This is a genomic window from Paenibacillus sp. 8b26 (assembly GCF_050626875.1).
Lineage (GTDB): Bacteria > Bacillota > Bacilli > Paenibacillales > Paenibacillaceae > Paenibacillus.
Map to the genome: position 1 here is coordinate 2,212,952 of NZ_CP192445.1, position 17,542 is coordinate 2,230,493.

Sequence of the window (17,542 nt, forward strand, 5' to 3'; positions counted from 1 at the left end):
TAATAAAAACCAACAGGAACATTTGTTCTTGTTGGTTGTCTTTTGAGGAGGTTCGATATGACACTGCTGACAGTAAGCGAGCAACTCTTTAAGGTTGAACCAGATTTATTTATAAAAGAGCATATTAGTCAATTATTAATTGAGCAATTCAACAAAAGCCATAAAACAGAAACTCCTCAAGGCTTGGTCGCTTTCTGCTTTTACTTTGATCATGCTTTTGTAATTGTTTCTACTAGTAAAGGGGAGATTTATTCTTTTCAGCGGGTTCTTTACAATGATATGCTTCCTAACTCTTTTTTACAGTCTCTTTATTTGAGCTATTATAAAGTCCCTTTCCATTGGCAAAAATGGTTGACCGACTCACATCTAGAATTGATTCGAAAGGAAATTGCTCAAGCGCTTAATTTTAATCGGTTAAAATTAAACGAAAATTCAAACACTGACCTGTTTAACTGGAAATGGAAAAGCCATAACATCACTTTACAGATGAATCATTCTTTTGTATTCAATGATATTAAAATTAATTAGGGCGTACTTTTATACCTAGGAAAGCCAGAGAGTGGAACAGTATCCAAAGTAAAAAAGTTTAGCATGTACAAGAAATTTTATTCTAACGTGTTCGCAAAATATGGAAGTGCACAATTTTGTTACAAAGTATTCAACAGTTGACGCTCTTAATATGAATACCAGATATGTAATCCTCTTCATCTAAACATTCTATACTTACTTTTATAGGTTACACTATCTTCTTTTGTCGAATACTCCCTTAGAGCTATTACTTCAATCAAATGATAGACACTGAGTCCAGATACTACTTATCCTCTCCAAACTCATCAAAGGCTATACCTAACATAGTCATATTCTTTATATGCAAATGGATCGAGTGTAATTTTGCCAATAAAGGCGCAATAAAGATTCTTTGCTCCGTAGCATCCTTAAAAGCTAGTAACACTTTACACTCCACATACCTTTTTAAATAAAATATGTTCCCGCACTCAACCTTTAAGCGTTTTTTTGCTTCCTCGCTACTCTGGGTGGGGTAAATAGAGAGCGATTTTATATGGAGAGGCGGGCATGATAAGCTGGTTAGTATCGCGAAGTCCCTATGCTTCGCGGCTTTCGCGAGTACTCATGCCCGTAGAGGCTCCATGTCAAATCGCTCTATTATGCCTTTCAAACGTAGCTTTTCCCACGTAGTATAGCGAAGAGCCACAAACTTGCCTGTTTCGTTAGCTCCTTGTATACTTTCATCAACTGTAGAAAATACCATTTTTTTGTGTTAAAAGCAAATAAATAGACGTAATCATGATCCCCGCTTTCTATCAATTATTACTTGTAGTTCATCAATCTTTAGCGCAGGAGACCGATGGAGCATACGGTGACAATTAGAGCAAACAAGAGCAATATCTTCTACTTTTGTTTTTTCGCCTTCGGTCATCTCACTAATTAACCTTTTATGATGACCCTCAATAAAGTCAGAACCCCTATTTCCATATACTTTTTGGAAATCGAAACCACATACTTCACAGAATAATCGTTTGTAATTCTTAAAAAATATCTGTTTTGCTTTCTTGATTACTGCCGGATTGCGCTCTCGAACTTTATGCAATCGAAAGGCAATTGCACCCTCAGGGTATTCTTCATCATTATCTTCATAAAAGTTTTGGGGAACAATCTCAAACACAAAATGTTTTAAGTCTGCTCCAACATAAATGTTAAATGACCCAATCGGTTCAGCAAATACTTTCATAAAGGCCTGTTTAAGTTCTTTTCTAAATCGAATACTTTGCAGTTCAATACTTTTATTAGTTTGATCTTCATAACGATACTCAGCATCATAGATGGAATTGTTAAACAAAATCTTAATCTTTCTCGCTGTCCCACGTTTGACATGGTACTTTGAATCGAGTGGATTGAAATATCGATGGTACTCCTTGTCTATACGAACACCATCTGAATATTGAGATTTACCCAGCTTTTTAAATAAAGGCGGCACAGACTCATTTATCGTAAATAAGTCGAACGAATCATCTGAATACAATTGGTTTTGTTGCCGAACCAACGAATCAACAATAGGTTTGAATTCCTTTTGATTCTGCTTTAAAAGAATATCTATAACTTCCTCAGCAGATTTACTTCCATAAAGACCTTTATGTTCATCCCACAAACCGATGAAATGCAACAACCCCATTGACATGTACCCACGTGAGTAATTTGGATCAAGCTTAAGAACATGTTCGTCAAGCCAACGGTGGGATTTATCATTTATTATGTATTCTAAGACTACACGATCCCGTAATTGCTGAGTAACTTTTTTATATTCTCTATCTCGTTGTGTAGGTCTCAAAGAAGGAAAAGCCATACATTTCACCTCAACTTTAATTCTACTTTTTAAGTTCTAAACCAAATACACTTTCTCATTGTGTCAAACTAAAAACTGCGGGGAAGACCATTCATTTTGCAGTTCAGGAATCTCGGTCAGTTCCTTTCCATGGAAAGCATAAACTCCTTACCATTCTGCAGTCCTCTTTTATCAGTTTACTGACCTCAATCTGAAACCTTCATTAATCGTAATATATCCTCGGTCAACTAATGTATGAATATCTTTTCTCAACCATAATCCGTTGTTTATCATATGAGGGTCATTTTCCGAATAAGGCTTTATATGTGCGACTTCCAGACTTCCAATACAGGCAATGTTTTCTTACCTGTTATTACACAACGACGGTGGTAAGTTTTCCAGTCTTCAGGCACATGAATCCTCACCGACATAAAGTTCATGTATCTCACTCCGAGAAAACAGCTTGATTGTTCTCTATATCTTATTCCACAATCCGACTGGAAACTCCTTCATTCCACATTGATTTTCGTTGAACATTTCAAACCGCTACGGCAGATCGGGGAAAGGAATTTTCCTGTTACGCGAACCTAGAAACCGCACATTTTCCAAGAGAATAGACTTTGCACAAATATCGAATATGGCATTGGAGCATTCGCTTGATTTGATCAACCATCGTGCTCGAAAATATCTTGAGAAGACCGCTTACGAATCTTTCACTGAGGAACTGTCGCACTCGGCTTGACAATTTGTTTTCTCCCTACTACGCCAATACATCTTTCAAAATTAATTGCCCTTAGGCACCAGCAATTCCACCGACTTCTCGTCCCTCATGTATGAAATAATATATATTCCCGCACTCAACGCTAAAGCATTTTTTTGAATGCAGGAACATATTCAAATTGTTCTTAAACCCTAGTCCATCAATGCTTCTCATCTCGATATATTACTACCACGCACTCCACGTGCACCGTATGCGGAAACATATCCACGGGCTGCACTTCCACTGTACTATACCCGCCATCCTCCAGTATTCTTAAATCCCGTGCCAGCGTGCTCGGATTACAGGATACATAGACCACGCGCTCTGGCTTCATCTCCAGAATGGTTTCGAGCAAGCGAGGATCGCAGCCCTTGCGGGGCGGGTCGACGACGATGACGTCGGCGGTGATGCCTTGTTCTTTCCAGGCGGGGATGACGTCTTCGGACGCGCCTACCTCAAACTTCACATTGCGCATATTGTTCAACAGCGCATTACTCCGTGCATCCTCAATAGCTTCTTTGACGATCTCCACCCCATACACCTGGTCCGCATGCTGAGCGAGGAACAAAGAAATCGTGCCAATGCCGCAGTACGCGTCAATCACCGTTTCTTTGCCCGTGAGTCCGGCATATTCAACGGTTTTGCTATACAGCACTTCGGTTTGAACAGGGTTCACTTGATAAAAGGATCTCGCGGAAATAGCGAATTGGACGTTTCCGATGTAGTCGTAGATCACGTCACGGCCCCACAGCACACGAGTTTCGTCGCCAAAAATAACGTTCGTTCGCTTGGTATTCACGTTCTGGCAAATGCTTGCCACGTGTGGGATATGCTCACGAATACTGCCGATCCAGGCATCTGCGTGTGGGATATCTCGTCCATTCGTAACGAGCACCAGCATCATTTCACCTGTACGAAAAGCAGTCTTGACGACGACATGGCGCAGCAGTCCGCGTCCGGTTTCTTCATTATATGCGCTGATGCCCAGCGTCCGTCCAATCTCTTTGACACGCGCGACAACCTCGTCGTTACGCTCGTCCTGTATGAGACAGGTGTCCATATCCACGATACGATGACTGCCACGTGCGTAGAAGCCGCCGACAAGTCCGCCTTCGGTGACGCCGATCGGCACTTGGGCTTTGTTACGGTACCGCCACGGCTCGTTCATCCCCAGCGTAGGAAGTACCTTCACGGCAGTTTTTTCACCTGCGATGGAACCTTCATTTCCCTCCACACTCAACTTCCCGATACGCTCCAGCACGTCCACGACATGCTGGCGCTTCCAGCCTAGCTGCGCTTCGTAGCTCATATGCTGGATCTGACAGCCGCCGCACTGATCGTAGATGGCGCAGGGAGCTGCAATCCGGTCAGGGCTTGCCTGCACGATATCCAGCAGCTTGGCATAGCCATACTGCTTTTTCGTTTTCAGCACCTTTATCCGCACCTTTTCACCCGGCAACGCGCCTGGAACGAACAGCGTAAAACCCTCAACGCGTCCCACACCTTCGCCGTCATGGTTCATGCCAATGATGTCCATCACGGCTTCATCGTTTTTTTGCACAGGCAGATCGGTACGCTCTGCGCTGACTCGGTTACGATTGTATGCATCCTGACTCTGTCCACCACCGGAAGAACGACGCGTTCCTCGTCCCTTTTCCGATGTCTTCCGTTCCCTTTCCTGCTCACTTCCACTCGCACTTCCATTTCCGCTCCCAGTTCGAAGCTGTCCCTGCCCTCTTTCACTGTTCATCGGCATGGTCTTTTTCTGCGGCTTCCCTTGATTGGGAGCTGCTTCATTCCGGCGGCTTTTTCCACGTCCGCTACGGTTACTCGTCATTATATGTCACTTCTTTCTGATAATCTTTTCAAACCTGTTTATGCTCATGATCGGCATACAGCCTCATATATAATCACACGGCCATCGCTCTACACATTAACACCAGTACCGTGAACTCGAAAATGCCGTTACCCCCCACGGAGAACGGCAAGAACCGATATCGTCACAGCGAAGAATAACTTCCAGCTCTACATTCCATATACTGTACTGCGATGAGAAGCGAGAACACTCACCATCATTCCTTACCGAAAAACATTCAAATGCTGCGGTAAATTGCGGAAAGTTGCTGGCAAGGTTCCACCCAGTTCGCCATCCAGATTAAGCTGGACATAGCCGGGCGAGGTTACTTCCATGTAATCCGTTTTAAAATAAACGATCTTCTTGTCCTGCAAATGCTCACCACGCAGCGCGAGTGTCACCAACCGGATCATTTCCGCCAAATTACATTTGCGCACAGCGATCACATCGAGCAGCCCATCATCAATGGTCGCACCGGGCGCCAGCTTTTCAAATCCGCCCACCGAGTTCGTATTAGCAATCAGGAAAAGCATGAACTCGTCGTGTATCACTTCCTGACCCGATGCCTTGATAATCAGTTCTTGCGGGGCAAGGCTAACCATTTTCTCCACACCCTTAAAATAATAAGCCAACTGTCCAATCATCGTTTTCAGCTTACTGGGAACTTCATACGTAAGCTCGGTCAAAGTACCGCCACCCGCGATGTTAATAAAATAACGGTCATTAGCTTTTCCGATATCCAGCGGCTTCGCATTTTGACGAATGACCAGATCACAATAGTCCTCCCATTGCTTGGGAATGCCCAAGGCCCTTGCAAAATCATTCGTCGTCCCTAGCGGGAATACGCCCAAGGGCGGACGGTTTTCCTTTTCGGCCATCCCGTTAATAACTTCGTACAATGTACCATCCCCGCCTGCGGCGATGATCATATCATACCCGCGCTCAATGGCTTTTGCTGTCGCACGAGTTGCATCCCCTTCGCCCGTAGTTGCATGGCAAGAGGCTTCAATACCACCTTCATCCAGACGCTGCAAAATGTCCGCAAGGCGACGCTTCATTTCCTCACGTCCGGAGGTCGGATTATAGATCAATCTAGCACTTTTCATTCCCGTTACGCCACCCGTATATTTAATGATATTTATGTTTATATTCTCATTCATCATATTCACTCTATACGAAATATCATCATACTGGAAAAAGGCCTCTTTTACAATAAAAGAAGCCAACACTTACCTAAATACGGAAATTTCAGGCTATGATAAAAGCTGTAGCTGAAACAAGCGGCCTGTTGCTCAATCTTGCTTCTGCATTCTTTGCAGCAGTTCATGAATTTGCCCGTTCATCCAGCTTGTGAGCAGGGGATGCGGCAGTAGAGGATCTCCTGAATAACGGTATTCAAGCCCCTGTAATCGTCCAGGAATGATATGACTTGTAAAATATCCCGAGCTTAAAAAAAGCGGTGCCACAATAACATCATGACCCCGCTCCTGCTTCCAATACGCTACCTTATCATATACACTCTCAGGATTCAGCAAGGCGTAGTCCGTTGCGATACTACTCACCCTTTGCACCGTACGGGCTAACGAAGAAATCCCTCGCTCCCAGCGCTGAAAAAAGCCATCATGCACACTGCCATGTCCCACAAGCAAAATAGTCTCTCTCGCAGGGTTGACCGACAATGGGCTAACCTTGTCCCAAACCATGTGAGCCACATCTTCTCCATCATCCAGCGGACTGCCAAAATGCACACGCGCCTTGACTCGAAAAGGCTCCAAATCCGTTTCTTTGTCTGGTGTATCCTTGACTCCCAGCGCATAACTGATCTCGTCTACATGCGTGCTGCCGGATGACATAAACAAGGGCACAACCAGCAAATCTGTCACACCTCGGGCTTCCAAACGGTCAATACCATCCTGGATCAATCTTCCTTTAACCGTTTCCAAAAATGAAACCTCTAACGGCATGTCCTTCGGCAAATGAAGCTTTGCGGCTGCCTGATCCACCTGTTCCACCCAATACGACTCCCTTGAGCCATGGCTAATGACCAGTATCCCAGGGCTTCGCATTAGCGCCCCAGACGCTCAAGTGTCAATTTATACCCGTCATTACCGTAGTTCAAGCAACGTTTAACACGTGAAATCGTAGCTGTGCTGGCACCCGTCTCTGCTTCAATCTGGTTATACGTACTGCCCTTGCCCAGCATACGGGCAACTTCCAGACGTTGAGAGAGGGATTGAATTTCATTAATCGTGCACAAATCATCGAAGAATACATAGCACTCTTCCAAATTTTTTAAAGTTAGGATGGCTTCGAACAATTGATCAATACTTTTATCATTAAGCTTTTTGAGCTGCATGGATTATCATCTCCCAAGGTTACGATCTATCCCCATTGTACCCGAGGAATAGTCGGTTTTTCAAGCGTTAACGATTTCACGCATCACAGAACAGCATTATTTTTCAGCAGGATCCTACTGTGCTTGAGCCCAAATCCGCTTTTATACCTGATTTCGGGACACGCGCCTAAACCCACTGTGCGTTTGTAACATACAGTAGAGTATCAACCTACAAAGGAATGTGATCTCATGCCTGGAAACTACTATCATCGGAGGCCGCCACAGCGTTCCCTTTCCGATCCGTATAATTCATCTTCGTATCCGGGACTCGACCCGTACAGCGATGTTCCGCAAGTCGATTCCTCCGGAATCGTGCCTTATGAGGCGCCATCAAGTATTACAGAATCCGCCGCCGTGGTCACACCTGATCCGGTCCCGGCCAAAGGAGGACTGCTCGGCGGTCTCGGCAACCTTGGTAACCTTCCCAATCTCGGCGAAATTAAAGGCATCATTGACCGTATGGGCGGTATTGACGGGATTGTCGCTACTTTCGGCAAGGTACAAAAGGTCATGTCCAGCGTGCAGCAGTTTGCTCCGATGGCGAAGCTGATTATGGGCGCGCTCCCAGCATTCGGCAAATCCGCGGGCAAAAATTCTGCAACGGAAATCGCCGAGGAATTGGATGAATACACACCACCGCGCCCACGCCGGAAAAAGACGCAGCGCAAAAGCACCACTACCCCGCGCAGACGTCCACGCAAGCGCAAAAGAAAGTAGGCTATTTTATTTGAACCAGCCCCGACGCATAAACCAGATTACCATCGCCGCACTTAATATGAACATAAAGAACAGTACTCCAAAATAACCGTATTTCCAGCCCAGCTCGGGCATATACGAAAAATTCATACCATAGATACCCGCAATCAGCGTCAGGGGCATAAAAACAGTCGTGATGACGGTCAGCGTCTTCATGATCGAATTCATACGATTGGAATTTAACGAAATATAACTGTCTCTCAGGTCGGCTGTCATCTCGCGGTCGGCCTCCAGCATATCGGTCAGCTTTAGCAGATGGTCATAAATATCTGTAAAATAGGCCATATGCTCTCCTTTCCCCTGCACATGCTGCGAATTAAGGACCCGGTACATCAAATCCCGCATGGGCACAATTGTACGGCGCAGCTTGAGCAGCCTGCCTCGCAGGGCAAATACCTGCTTCATCAAGTCCTCCACCGATTCACGCCCGCCCAGGCTCTCCAGCTCTGCCAACTCATCCTCAATCATGAACAAACTCGGAAAATAGTTATCCACCAGCTTGTCCACCACGGTATAAGCCGCAGCCAACGGCCCACGCGACCAAATTTTGCGTTCATTGGCATGCTGGACAATCCGTTCCCAAGCCTGATCCAGCTCCTCCAGTTCATGATGATGGTATGTCACCAAGAAACGGCTGCTAATAAACATATCCACTTCTTCCGCATCCAATGTATCTACATCCAGCGCATGTACTACCAGAAATTGCACATCCTCGTAGTAATCCAGTTTTGGACGTTGCAGAACATGCAAACAATCTTCTACAGCCAACGGATGAAAATGAAAATAACTCGTCAGCAGCTCCGATTCATGATCGGTAGGCTCGCTAAAATCCACCCACATCCATATATAATCCTCCATGACGATCTGCTCCAGCGGCTGCCCCACTATCACCTGATGATCATGGCCTATAGTCAATGTACGTATCACCGTACAACCCCCTCGCCTAACACTACTGTCTTTGATTCCATTTACATTGTATATAAGCTATTCAGCGTTATACAAATCTCAAGCCCCGTATTCATGCTTCATATAGCCAAATAAAGAAAAGGATATCCCTGGGCCATCACATCCCCCAAGATATCCTTGTAAAATACAATCCAACTCAAACAATAATTTCCATATCTCTATCTAATAAGAAGCTAACTTATAATGATAACTATGCTTCAATTAATTTCACAAAGCCTGTGCTTGTTGCTCCATAGCCTAACCGTCGATAAAATTGATGCGCATCCTGTCGCTCACTCCGATTACCGCTGTTCAAAGCAATGGCAACCAAACCATTCTCTTTGGCCCAAGCTTCCGCTTCCTGATTTAGCGCCTTGCCGATGCCTTTATTACGATGTTTTGAATCCATCACAAAAACAACGATACGCGCATAATCTTCATTTCTTTCATAAAAGATATCAGAGTGTAACCCAACCATCCCCACCACTTCCCCTTCAATTTCGGCAACCAGGGTATGATAGTTAGGATTAGAAGCGATACGCTCATATCTCTGCTTCATATCTTCAACTGATGTAGGATAACCAAGCTCCTCCATTAAATAAGCCAACGCCGGAATATCCTCGTGATGAGCAGTCCTTATCTCCAAAGTAAGCCCTCCACTTATGAAAATAAACATCATAAAAGAACAACCACCTACGTTCACGAAGCGCCACTCCGCGGTCGGATGGTGCTTCCCATCGCTGTTGCGCCCACTTCGTTCTCGTTCAACTCGTTGTATTCTTTAGTTCATTTTGTAAAAAAATCAAAATGGATCTACTACCAGAATATAATACTTACCTCGTTATTCCCTCAGCGCAGCAAGCACAGCGCTGCGCCAGTTCCCTCTCCTGCTCCACCCCAAAAGAGTGGGGCAGGCTTTTGTGAAAAAAGGAGTCGATTCAGCGAGTAGTAGCGCAGCGGTACATTTGAATCTGAAGAAGCGGAGCGTTCGCCTTTGCCCCTGAATTTTCACCTTTTCATGTCTTATACAATCCAAAAATTCAGGGGCAACAGCGATCGAAAGATCAAATGGACCGCGGAGCGTCTCACAACGAGCACATCTCACACATTCAACGCAAACCCTGCCCCACTTACAATACTTTCTCCAAGAAACTAATCGTCCGCTCATTTTGCGGATTACCGAATACCTCTTGTGGCGTTCCTTCCTCCACAATGTAACCGCCGTCCATGAACACGACACGGTCGCTTACTTCGCGTGCAAAACCCATCTCATGCGTCACGATCATCATCGTCATGCCTTCACGGGCCAGATCGTTCATGACGCCGAGCACCTCTCCGACCATTTCAGGATCAAGCGCCGAGGTTGGCTCGTCAAACAGCATAATATCCGGGTTCATGGCCAGCGCGCGTGCAATCGCTACACGCTGCTTCTGACCGCCGGACAACTGTCCTGGCAATGCATCTGCCTTATCGGACAAGCCTACACGCTCCAGCAGCTTTAAGGCTGTCTCCCGTGCCTCTACCTTAGACTGTTTACCCAGCTCTGTCGGCGCAAACATAATGTTCTTGAGCACCGTCATATGCGGGAACAGGTTGAAATGCTGAAACACCATGCCTATATTTTCACGGACCTTGTTAATGTCCACACTCTTGTCACTCAAGTTGTAGTCATCCACGATGACCTCGCCTGCGGTAATTTCCTCCAGCATGTTCATACAACGCAAAAACGTGCTTTTCCCCGAACCCGAGGGGCCAATGACGCAGACAACCTCGCCTTCCTGTACTTGCATATCAATGCCTTTCAGTACTTCGTTACTGCCATAGCTTTTTTTCAGGTTCTTGACGATAATTTTACCCACGGCGAACTCTCCCTTCAAGACGGTTGGAAATTTTGGTCAGGACTGTAATGACGATAAGATACATCACCGCAACCACCAGCCAAATATCAAAGGATTGGAACGTCCGCGCAATAATGATCTTACCCGATTGGGTCAATTCGACCAGACCGATAACGGACAAAATTGACGTATCCTTCAACGTAATAACCAACTGATTGATAAACGACGGGATCATGATTTTCACAGCCTGCGGCAAAATGATTTTGAGCATAGCCGTCCGGTATGGCAAGCCAAGCGAACGAGCCGCTTCCATTTGTCCCGGATCAATGGACTGAATACCGCCACGGATAATCTCTGTCACATAAGCTCCCGCGTTCAGAGACAACGTCAGTACGGCTGCAACAAAGAGCGGCATTTTGAAATCCAGTGCCTGCGGAATACCAAAGTAAATAAAGAAAGCAAGTACGATCAGCGGAATACCACGGAAAACATCGACAAAAACTGTTGCAATACCACGGAACAGTTTATTGTGACTCACCTTCATAAAGCCGAACACCAAACCCAGCACAAAAGCTACCAGCAGGGATACAAGCGTGTACAGCAGCGTATTTCCCATTCCTTTGATCAGCGAAGGCAGAGAAGCGGAAATGAGTTCCCAACGACCACGCTCTACAGGTGCCGCACCTTTGCCGGATTCGCCCAGGTACTTGGACATGATTTTGTCATATTCTCCGCTGTTGCGAAGATTCACAAGCCCCGCATTAAATTTCTCCACCAGTTCCTGGTTTCTGCCTTTATTGACAGCGAAACCGTAAGAACCGCCTTTTTCCTTGTCTGTCACAAGCTTGAGTCCATTATTCTGTGTCACTCCGTATGCCAGCACCGGATAGTCATCAAAACATGCAACTGAGTTTCCCGTCTTAACCTCATCGTACATTTGAGAGGAATCATCGAACGGAACCGTAGTAAAGCCATATTTGGCCTTAATGGACTCTGCGAACGTGTAGCCTTCTGTTCCTGTTTTGACAGCGACACGCTGCCCTTTCAGGTCCTCATAGCGTTTAATCGTATCATTATCCTTACGGACCGCCATGACCACACCTGAATCAAAATACGGTTCAGAAAAATCAAATTTTTGCTTACGTTCATCTGTAATACTCATGCCGGCAATGACGCCGTCCACTTGATTCGTTTCAAGGGCCTGCACTGCCGCATTAAAGCCAAGAGGCTTAATGGTATAGTCAAAATTCTGATCCTTGGCAATAGCAGCTAGCAGATCCATGTCGATTCCGACAAATTTACCATCTACATCTTCAAACTCAAAAGGCGCGAACGTTGAATCCGTGCCAATATCATATTTTGTTTTGTTTTCTGCATGTGCCACTACGCCAAAATTACCGGCCAGGGTAACCACAAAAAACAGACAAATCATGAGTACTATTCGTTTTCTAGATTTTTGCATAAGTTCCTCCAGTCAGTTGAACGGTTCAAAGTTTTCTGTTTATTCTACAGGAGTTATCAAAAATTGACTACTTTGATGTCAGATATTTTTTTATAATGTTTCATGGATCTGTCTGGTCGGGTAAGGTTTAAAAGACCTGTTTTTACCCCTTTAATGCCAATAAGCCCCTGCCGCAAAAAGCGGACGGAAGCTTATTGTGTATCCTATAGTGTGTACTTATTTTCCAAGAAATAATGATGAACTAAAAAAGAATTTTGAAAATCAAACCTGACAATAAGGCAGCAATTGGAATCGTAATAACCCAAGTAATGACAATGCGACCAGCCAGCGACCAACGCACAGCGGAAAAACGCTTCGCAGAACCAACGCCCAAGATAGCCGAAGTAATGGCATGAGTGGTACTTACCGGTAAATGAAGCAATGTGGCTGTGAAAATAACCGATGCACCGGAAATATCAGCGGCGAAGCCATTGATCGGTTCGATTTTAAAAATCTTGGTGCCCATCGTCTTGATGATCTTCCAGCCCCCAATGGACGTACCGAGCGCCATTGCTGTTGCGGCCGAAATTTTAACCCACATCGGCACTTCCAGATGATCCTGATACCCCGCCGAAACGAGTGCAAATGTGATAATCCCCATTGCCTTTTGGGCATCATTCGTACCGTGAGTAAACGATTGAAGCGCTGCCGTAATGACCTGCATCGTGCGAAAACCTTTGTTCACCGTATGCGGACTGCGACGAGCGAAGATGTATTTTAAAATCATCATTACAATATAACCAATTACAAAAGCAATCAGCGGGGAGAAAATAAGTCCCTCAACAATCCCGATGAAGCCGCTCCAGTTCAATTTCTCTGATCCCGCACCTACATACACAGCCCCGGCCAGCGCACCAATCAAGGCGTGGGAAGAGGATGAAGGAATACCGAACCACCATGTGAGCAGATTCCAGATAATCGCTGCGATCAGTGTCGCAATGACGATATCAATCCCGTTCGTAAGCTTGGTAGGGTCAGCGACACTGCCACCAATCGTCTTGGCAACCCCTGTAAACAATATGGCTCCGAGAAAGTTCATGACCGCAGCCATAATAATCGCACGACGCGGCGTCAACGCACGGGTAGATACCGAGGTTGCGATAGCGTTCGCTGTATCATGAAAACCGTTAATAAAATCAAATGCCAGAGCAAGAAAAATAACAATACCCAATACCAGTAAACTTGTATCCATGTAAAAGGACTCCCTTACGAGTTACGCATAATGATGGATTCCAGCATATTTGCAACATCCTCGCATGAATCCGTTGTCGTTTCTAGGCGTTCGTACAATTCTTTGCGTTTAATCAGTTCAATGGGATCAGTTACAGTTGCAAACAGGTTTTTGATGCAAATACGCAACAGCTCATCCCCCTGATTTTCCAAATCATTCAGGCGAATGGTGTATTCACGGATGGCCAGCAGCTTCTTCTGTGAAAGCAAATGTACAGCCTTCTGGATTTCATAAGCCGACTGACGCAAAATATCAGCGAACTGCACAATATACTCGTCCGGCTCCGTAATGTTGTACATATAAAAACGAGAGGCCGTCGCTTCCAGACCGTCCAGCACATCATCCATGGTCGTTGTCAGTTCCATGATGTCGTCGCGTTCCAGCGGCGTAATGAAGGTCTTGTTCAGCTCAGTAATAATCGTGTGTGTGTAATCATCACACTTATTTTCATACTTCTTCATTTCATTAGTAAACAGAACCACATCTTGAAGATTTGAAGTATGTTGGGCAAAATAATCGGCTGCTTGCACGATTGTATCTGCCATATTTTCCAACGTCTCGAAGAATATATCCTTTTTCTTCAATCTCATTAACGATTACCCCTTTACGAAAATATCCGCAACCTGTTTCGACTGCATTAGACAACCTTTGCTATCTTATCACACTCATCAATGTTTTTGTAAAGTTTGTAAAGGCAAATTTCACAATATTAAGTATACATTGCCCGACAAGGAAGTGCATTATCCGACAATATCTACCTTAAAAGGTGAACTTCATCCACTTTACTTTGTTTCTATACTTACATGCTCGTTCAACGAAACGTCCGTAGGAACCACATGTATATAGGATGTACCTGGTACTAACGGAATTTCAACTCCATTTTTCATAAAACGAATCGCATCACCGGATGAATGCTGCCACTCAGCATGTATCAGCCGTCCCTGTTGAAACACCATGGCCTCTCCACTGCCATTCAGCTCAACGCTCAATCTGCCTACATCATCCAGCGTTTGGTGCCTTGTGCTCATCACAATGACATTGGTCGCAGAGAGCTGCTTGTTATTGTTTTGATCCACATGTGACTTTTCGTTCACAAAACGCTTATATTGCTGATCAGACGGATCGTAGGTGTAAGATACCTTGTAGCTTTTAAGCAAAAAGCGGATTTGTAAAGATACTGCATCCTCGTCTCCCATGACCGAGGTTTCACCGGATTTAAGGTAGTTATATACCGGAACCACCGTCTGCCTGGAGTAGCCTTTGCTTTCGCTTCCTTGGCGAAGTCTGTTCACATCTGTGTACAGATTGTGTGGGGGACGGCGATCCTTGCTTCTCCAGAAGTAAGCTCCCCCATTCGAAATCTCATCCAGATGCTCCTTTCGCTGCTGCTGTAAAATCGCATAGGCATCTGTACTTCCCCCGGCGTGTATCGGCAATGCCCCATAAGTTTCACCCAGCTCAATCAAATAAGGCCGGATGCTGCGGACCGGACCTATTTTCACATCTCCGCCATGACTTTGGAAAAAAGCTACCAAACGGGTAATTCCACCTTCCGCGAGAACTTCATATACCATGTCCGCCTCGCTAAGTCCCGCCTGAGGCCGTGCGGCTGGAGCGTTATTAATCATAATGGCAAGCGGTCGTTCCAGAACAGGCTGCTGCACCGGAAGACCCGTAAGCGGAGCTGTAAATGCCGGAATAGTCGGTTCCTTGGACGGCTCAAGCGCCTCCGGCTGTGTTTCTTGCTTAAGCGGTTGAGGTGCGGGTTCTGATTCACCCGATTTGGACAAAGCAGAACAAGACATTATGGTCATACATAGCAAAACCGAGGTCATCACACGCAACCATCGTCTTCGATTGAAAATGGGCCCGGACAAGTTCATCCCTCCAGTTAGACATTTTTCTCATTATAAGCGTTATTTCCTGTTTTTGTCTTGATTGAAACACCTCATCTCTATAGAATACTTATATGAAGACATTAAAATTTAAAAAATATTCAGACTTTGTGATTTTTATCACAAATAACTGTAACTGAACCTAATACAATAAGGGTGTAGCAGAGATGATCATCCCAAACCAAATGAAATACAAACAACATTATAAGATACGAAAGAGGAGTGGTTTGAATGTTTAACAACTGGTTGCGTGAAAATAAAGTAGCAATGTGGCTGCTGACTGTAGTACGGGTTTATCTGGGATATGAATGGATGACCCATGGACTTGAGAAGCTGACTGGCGGATTCGATGCAGGCGGATTTATCTCGGGGGCCATTGCTAAAACAGGCGGAGAACATCCCGCTGTACAAGGCTGGTGGGGATCGTTCCTTGAAGCCTTTGCCCTGCCAAATGTCGGTTTGTTCAACGTACTGATCCCACTGGGTGAATTCCTGGTCGGAGTTGGCCTGCTTCTTGGTACACTGACTACATTAGCTGCTCTGATGGCAATGGTCATGAACTTCTCGTTCCTGTTCTCGGGCACAGTAAGCACCAATGCAATCTACCTGCTGTTTGAAATCTTCCTTGTCGTTGCTGGCGCAAACGCTGGACGGATTGGCTTGGATCGTTGGGTACTGCCCTTCCTGCGTGGATTGTTCCGTAAAAATAAAGATACCTTTCCAGCAGATCCCGCTCGAAAAATAGCTTAAGCTACCCAAAAAACAACCGTTACCCTCCGGGCTAATGGTTGTTTTTTTGTGCAGCAATGCTGCTTTGTTTTATATGTTTCAGCTTTGTGCAGCTACGATGCTCCATTCTGGCTTATAAGTTTCGTTCTCTTGCAGTTATGTTGCTACCCCTCCTCCCGGTTTGAAATCCCCTTTTTATATCCGATTCATCATTTCCCCAAACGTTTACAAGTTGGATACAATCCGGAATGCTCACGATACATTCCCCCTATACACTACAGTTACACCAAAGAAAACCATGGAGGGTTATATCATGAAAAAGATTACCAAAGCCTATCTCATGCTCGCGACAGTAACTTTCACAGTACAAACTATGGGGCTGGGATACCCATCACAAGCCGAAGCAGCAGTATCGACTACAACAACGTCTCAATCGGAAAGTGTTCAAGGTATCTCCAAGACCTTCGAGCAACTGCTGCGTCAACCCGGCAAGCTACCTCAGGCATTCGCTTATTTGCAAAAACACATTCAATCCGTTCCAGCCTCTCAAGCCACCATCATGACGCTTCATCTGGAAAATGCACAGACCAAGCAATTGGATTCTTATTCACAAGCCTTATACCCAGCTTCTGTTCAGACCAAAATCAATACTATTTATAAACCCGGCGATTCGTTCACAAATGTAATTAGCCGCACCAAAGATACGAATCTGAAGAAATTACTGACCCAAACCAGAGATGCCGAATACAAACTGGAAACCGCAGAAGGTATGTATTATCCTGTCATAAACTATGAAAAATATAAAGTTTTCGGAAAGCACACCACGGCAGATATCCGCAGCTATATTGACATCATGGCAGTGGAATCTGGACAGGCGGCTACCAAGGATGCCGCGCTGCATATCGGATATCAGCAGTTGTCTGGACGGGTGCTGGCACAGGAAGACTTTTTAAACAAATATCCTCATTCCAACCGTACACTAGCTGTCAAAGAATTCCATGATCTGTATTATTTCTATACCTTCTACGGCACAAACAATACGCCATTATTCGATTACGATACCAAGAAGATTCATCCAAACGCCAAAAAAGGATATCAACTGGTAATTCAACGCAACAGTGGCTCAGCTAGTCCTTATGTACAAAAACTAAAAGCCTTCGTGGCACTACTGGATCAAAACGGGGATAAACATACTGCACAGGTAGCCGACTGGCTGAAAAAGAACGTACCCACTTCCTGATCAAGTTTTACAGGAACACACCCTACAGTAACTCCCGTTATATACACAAAAGAACT

The 17,542-nt window shown here is 45.1% G+C and carries 17 protein-coding genes and 1 pseudogene; 5 read left to right on the forward strand and 13 right to left on the reverse strand.

What is annotated here, in order from left to right:
* Positions 1 to 57 precede the first annotated feature (57 nt).
* Positions 58 to 528, forward strand: a complete 471-nt coding sequence (locus ACQ4MX_RS09960) for a hypothetical protein (protein ID WP_431090388.1) — start codon at positions 58 to 60, stop codon at positions 526 to 528.
* A 775-nt stretch (positions 529 to 1,303) separates the two neighbouring features.
* Here the strand turns inward: ACQ4MX_RS09960 and ACQ4MX_RS09965 are convergent.
* Entirely contained in the window at positions 1,304 to 2,362 is a 1,059-nt protein-coding gene (locus ACQ4MX_RS09965) for an HNH endonuclease (protein ID WP_431090389.1), read from the reverse strand.
* 171 nt (positions 2,363 to 2,533) lie between these two features.
* The gene (locus ACQ4MX_RS09970) at positions 2,534 to 2,698 is read right to left on the reverse strand and encodes an HNH endonuclease (protein ID WP_431091293.1); all 165 of its coding nucleotides are present in this window, start codon (positions 2,696 to 2,698) and stop codon (positions 2,534 to 2,536) included.
* 176 nt (positions 2,699 to 2,874) lie between these two features.
* Here ACQ4MX_RS09970 and ACQ4MX_RS09975 point away from each other — a divergent pair.
* Positions 2,875 to 3,083: pseudogene (locus ACQ4MX_RS09975) on the forward strand (IS30 family transposase); the annotation flags it as partial.
* Between the two features lie 178 nt (positions 3,084 to 3,261).
* Here the strand turns inward: ACQ4MX_RS09975 and rlmD are convergent.
* From rlmD to ACQ4MX_RS09995, 4 genes are all read right to left on the reverse strand, one after another.
* The gene (gene rlmD / locus ACQ4MX_RS09980; RefSeq protein ID WP_431090390.1) at positions 3,262 to 4,938 is read right to left on the reverse strand and encodes a 23S rRNA (uracil(1939)-C(5))-methyltransferase RlmD; all 1,677 of its coding nucleotides are present in this window, start codon (positions 4,936 to 4,938) and stop codon (positions 3,262 to 3,264) included.
* Positions 4,939 to 5,180: 242 nt separating this feature from the next.
* Positions 5,181 to 6,062, reverse strand: a complete 882-nt coding sequence (locus ACQ4MX_RS09985; RefSeq protein ID WP_431090392.1) for a diacylglycerol kinase — start codon at positions 6,060 to 6,062, stop codon at positions 5,181 to 5,183.
* 186 nt (positions 6,063 to 6,248) lie between these two features.
* Positions 6,249 to 7,022 (reverse strand): sirohydrochlorin chelatase, encoded by a 774-nt coding sequence (locus ACQ4MX_RS09990; RefSeq protein WP_431090394.1) that lies wholly within the window; start codon positions 7,020 to 7,022, stop codon positions 6,249 to 6,251.
* Positions 7,022 to 7,312: a YerC/YecD family TrpR-related protein gene (locus ACQ4MX_RS09995; RefSeq protein WP_014279885.1), complete on the reverse strand. Its 291-nt coding sequence runs from the start codon at positions 7,310 to 7,312 to the stop codon at positions 7,022 to 7,024. The genes ACQ4MX_RS09990 and ACQ4MX_RS09995 overlap by 1 nt, the downstream gene beginning before the upstream one ends.
* A 228-nt stretch (positions 7,313 to 7,540) precedes the next feature.
* On the opposite strand from ACQ4MX_RS09995, the gene ACQ4MX_RS10000 reads away from it, so the two are divergent.
* On the forward strand, positions 7,541 to 8,068 hold the full coding sequence (locus ACQ4MX_RS10000; RefSeq protein WP_431090396.1) for a tyrosine protein kinase: 528 nt from the start codon (positions 7,541 to 7,543) through the stop codon (positions 8,066 to 8,068).
* A 6-nt stretch (positions 8,069 to 8,074) separates the two neighbouring features.
* On the opposite strand, the gene corA is transcribed toward ACQ4MX_RS10000, so the two are convergent.
* From corA to ACQ4MX_RS10035, 7 genes are all read right to left on the reverse strand, one after another.
* Positions 8,075 to 9,034, reverse strand: coding sequence for a magnesium/cobalt transporter CorA (gene corA / locus ACQ4MX_RS10005; RefSeq protein ID WP_431090398.1), 960 nt, complete (start codon positions 9,032 to 9,034; stop codon positions 8,075 to 8,077).
* A gap of 229 nt (positions 9,035 to 9,263) precedes the next feature.
* Positions 9,264 to 9,755: a GNAT family N-acetyltransferase gene (locus ACQ4MX_RS10010; protein ID WP_431090400.1), complete on the reverse strand. Its 492-nt coding sequence runs from the start codon at positions 9,753 to 9,755 to the stop codon at positions 9,264 to 9,266.
* 427 nt (positions 9,756 to 10,182) lie between these two features.
* On the reverse strand, positions 10,183 to 10,911 hold the full coding sequence (locus ACQ4MX_RS10015) for an amino acid ABC transporter ATP-binding protein (protein ID WP_431090401.1): 729 nt from the start codon (positions 10,909 to 10,911) through the stop codon (positions 10,183 to 10,185).
* On the reverse strand, positions 10,904 to 12,352 hold the full coding sequence (locus tag ACQ4MX_RS10020) for an amino acid ABC transporter substrate-binding protein/permease (protein ID WP_431090402.1): 1,449 nt from the start codon (positions 12,350 to 12,352) through the stop codon (positions 10,904 to 10,906). Before ACQ4MX_RS10020 ends, ACQ4MX_RS10015 begins: the two co-directional genes overlap by 8 nt.
* Before the next feature lie 241 nt (positions 12,353 to 12,593).
* Entirely contained in the window at positions 12,594 to 13,583 is a 990-nt protein-coding gene (locus ACQ4MX_RS10025; RefSeq protein ID WP_431090404.1) for an inorganic phosphate transporter, read from the reverse strand.
* A 14-nt stretch (positions 13,584 to 13,597) separates the two neighbouring features.
* Positions 13,598 to 14,212, reverse strand: coding sequence for a DUF47 domain-containing protein (locus ACQ4MX_RS10030; protein WP_014279877.1), 615 nt, complete (start codon positions 14,210 to 14,212; stop codon positions 13,598 to 13,600).
* 192 nt (positions 14,213 to 14,404) lie between these two features.
* On the reverse strand, positions 14,405 to 15,505 hold the full coding sequence (locus tag ACQ4MX_RS10035; protein WP_431090406.1) for a DUF3048 domain-containing protein: 1,101 nt from the start codon (positions 15,503 to 15,505) through the stop codon (positions 14,405 to 14,407).
* 243 nt (positions 15,506 to 15,748) lie between these two features.
* Between ACQ4MX_RS10035 and ACQ4MX_RS10040 the strand changes: the two genes are divergently transcribed.
* Together ACQ4MX_RS10040 and ACQ4MX_RS10045 are read left to right on the forward strand one after the other, a co-directional pair.
* Positions 15,749 to 16,267 carry a DoxX family membrane protein gene (locus ACQ4MX_RS10040; RefSeq protein ID WP_044647040.1) on the forward strand — a complete coding sequence of 173 codons (519 nt, stop codon included), beginning with the start codon at positions 15,749 to 15,751 and terminating at the stop codon, positions 16,265 to 16,267.
* A 292-nt stretch (positions 16,268 to 16,559) separates the two neighbouring features.
* The gene (locus ACQ4MX_RS10045; protein ID WP_431090407.1) at positions 16,560 to 17,486 is read left to right on the forward strand and encodes a hypothetical protein; all 927 of its coding nucleotides are present in this window, start codon (positions 16,560 to 16,562) and stop codon (positions 17,484 to 17,486) included.
* Positions 17,487 to 17,542: the final 56 nt, after the last annotated feature.

Bases quoted from the DNA above. Each gene is read 5' to 3' on its own strand.
- ACQ4MX_RS09960 (WP_431090388.1), top strand. From the start codon at position 58: ATGACACTGCTGACAGTAAGCGAGCAACTCTTTAAGGTTGAACCAGAT.
- ACQ4MX_RS09965 (WP_431090389.1), bottom strand. From the start codon at position 2,362: ATGGCTTTTCCTTCTTTGAGACCTACACAACGAGATAGAGAATATAAA.
- rlmD (WP_431090390.1), bottom strand. From the start codon at position 4,938: ATGACGAGTAACCGTAGCGGACGTGGAAAAAGCCGCCGGAATGAAGCA.
- ACQ4MX_RS09985 (WP_431090392.1), bottom strand. From the start codon at position 6,062: ATGAAAAGTGCTAGATTGATCTATAATCCGACCTCCGGACGTGAGGAA.
- ACQ4MX_RS09990 (WP_431090394.1), bottom strand. From the start codon at position 7,022: ATGCGAAGCCCTGGGATACTGGTCATTAGCCATGGCTCAAGGGAGTCG.
- ACQ4MX_RS09995 (WP_014279885.1), bottom strand. From the start codon at position 7,312: ATGCAGCTCAAAAAGCTTAATGATAAAAGTATTGATCAATTGTTCGAA.
- ACQ4MX_RS10000 (WP_431090396.1), top strand. From the start codon at position 7,541: ATGCCTGGAAACTACTATCATCGGAGGCCGCCACAGCGTTCCCTTTCC.
- ACQ4MX_RS10020 (WP_431090402.1), bottom strand. From the start codon at position 12,352: ATGCAAAAATCTAGAAAACGAATAGTACTCATGATTTGTCTGTTTTTT.
- ACQ4MX_RS10025 (WP_431090404.1), bottom strand. From the start codon at position 13,583: ATGGATACAAGTTTACTGGTATTGGGTATTGTTATTTTTCTTGCTCTG.
- ACQ4MX_RS10030 (WP_014279877.1), bottom strand. From the start codon at position 14,212: ATGAGATTGAAGAAAAAGGATATATTCTTCGAGACGTTGGAAAATATG.
- ACQ4MX_RS10035 (WP_431090406.1), bottom strand. From the start codon at position 15,505: ATGAACTTGTCCGGGCCCATTTTCAATCGAAGACGATGGTTGCGTGTG.
- ACQ4MX_RS10040 (WP_044647040.1), top strand. From the start codon at position 15,749: ATGTTTAACAACTGGTTGCGTGAAAATAAAGTAGCAATGTGGCTGCTG.
- ACQ4MX_RS10045 (WP_431090407.1), top strand. From the start codon at position 16,560: ATGAAAAAGATTACCAAAGCCTATCTCATGCTCGCGACAGTAACTTTC.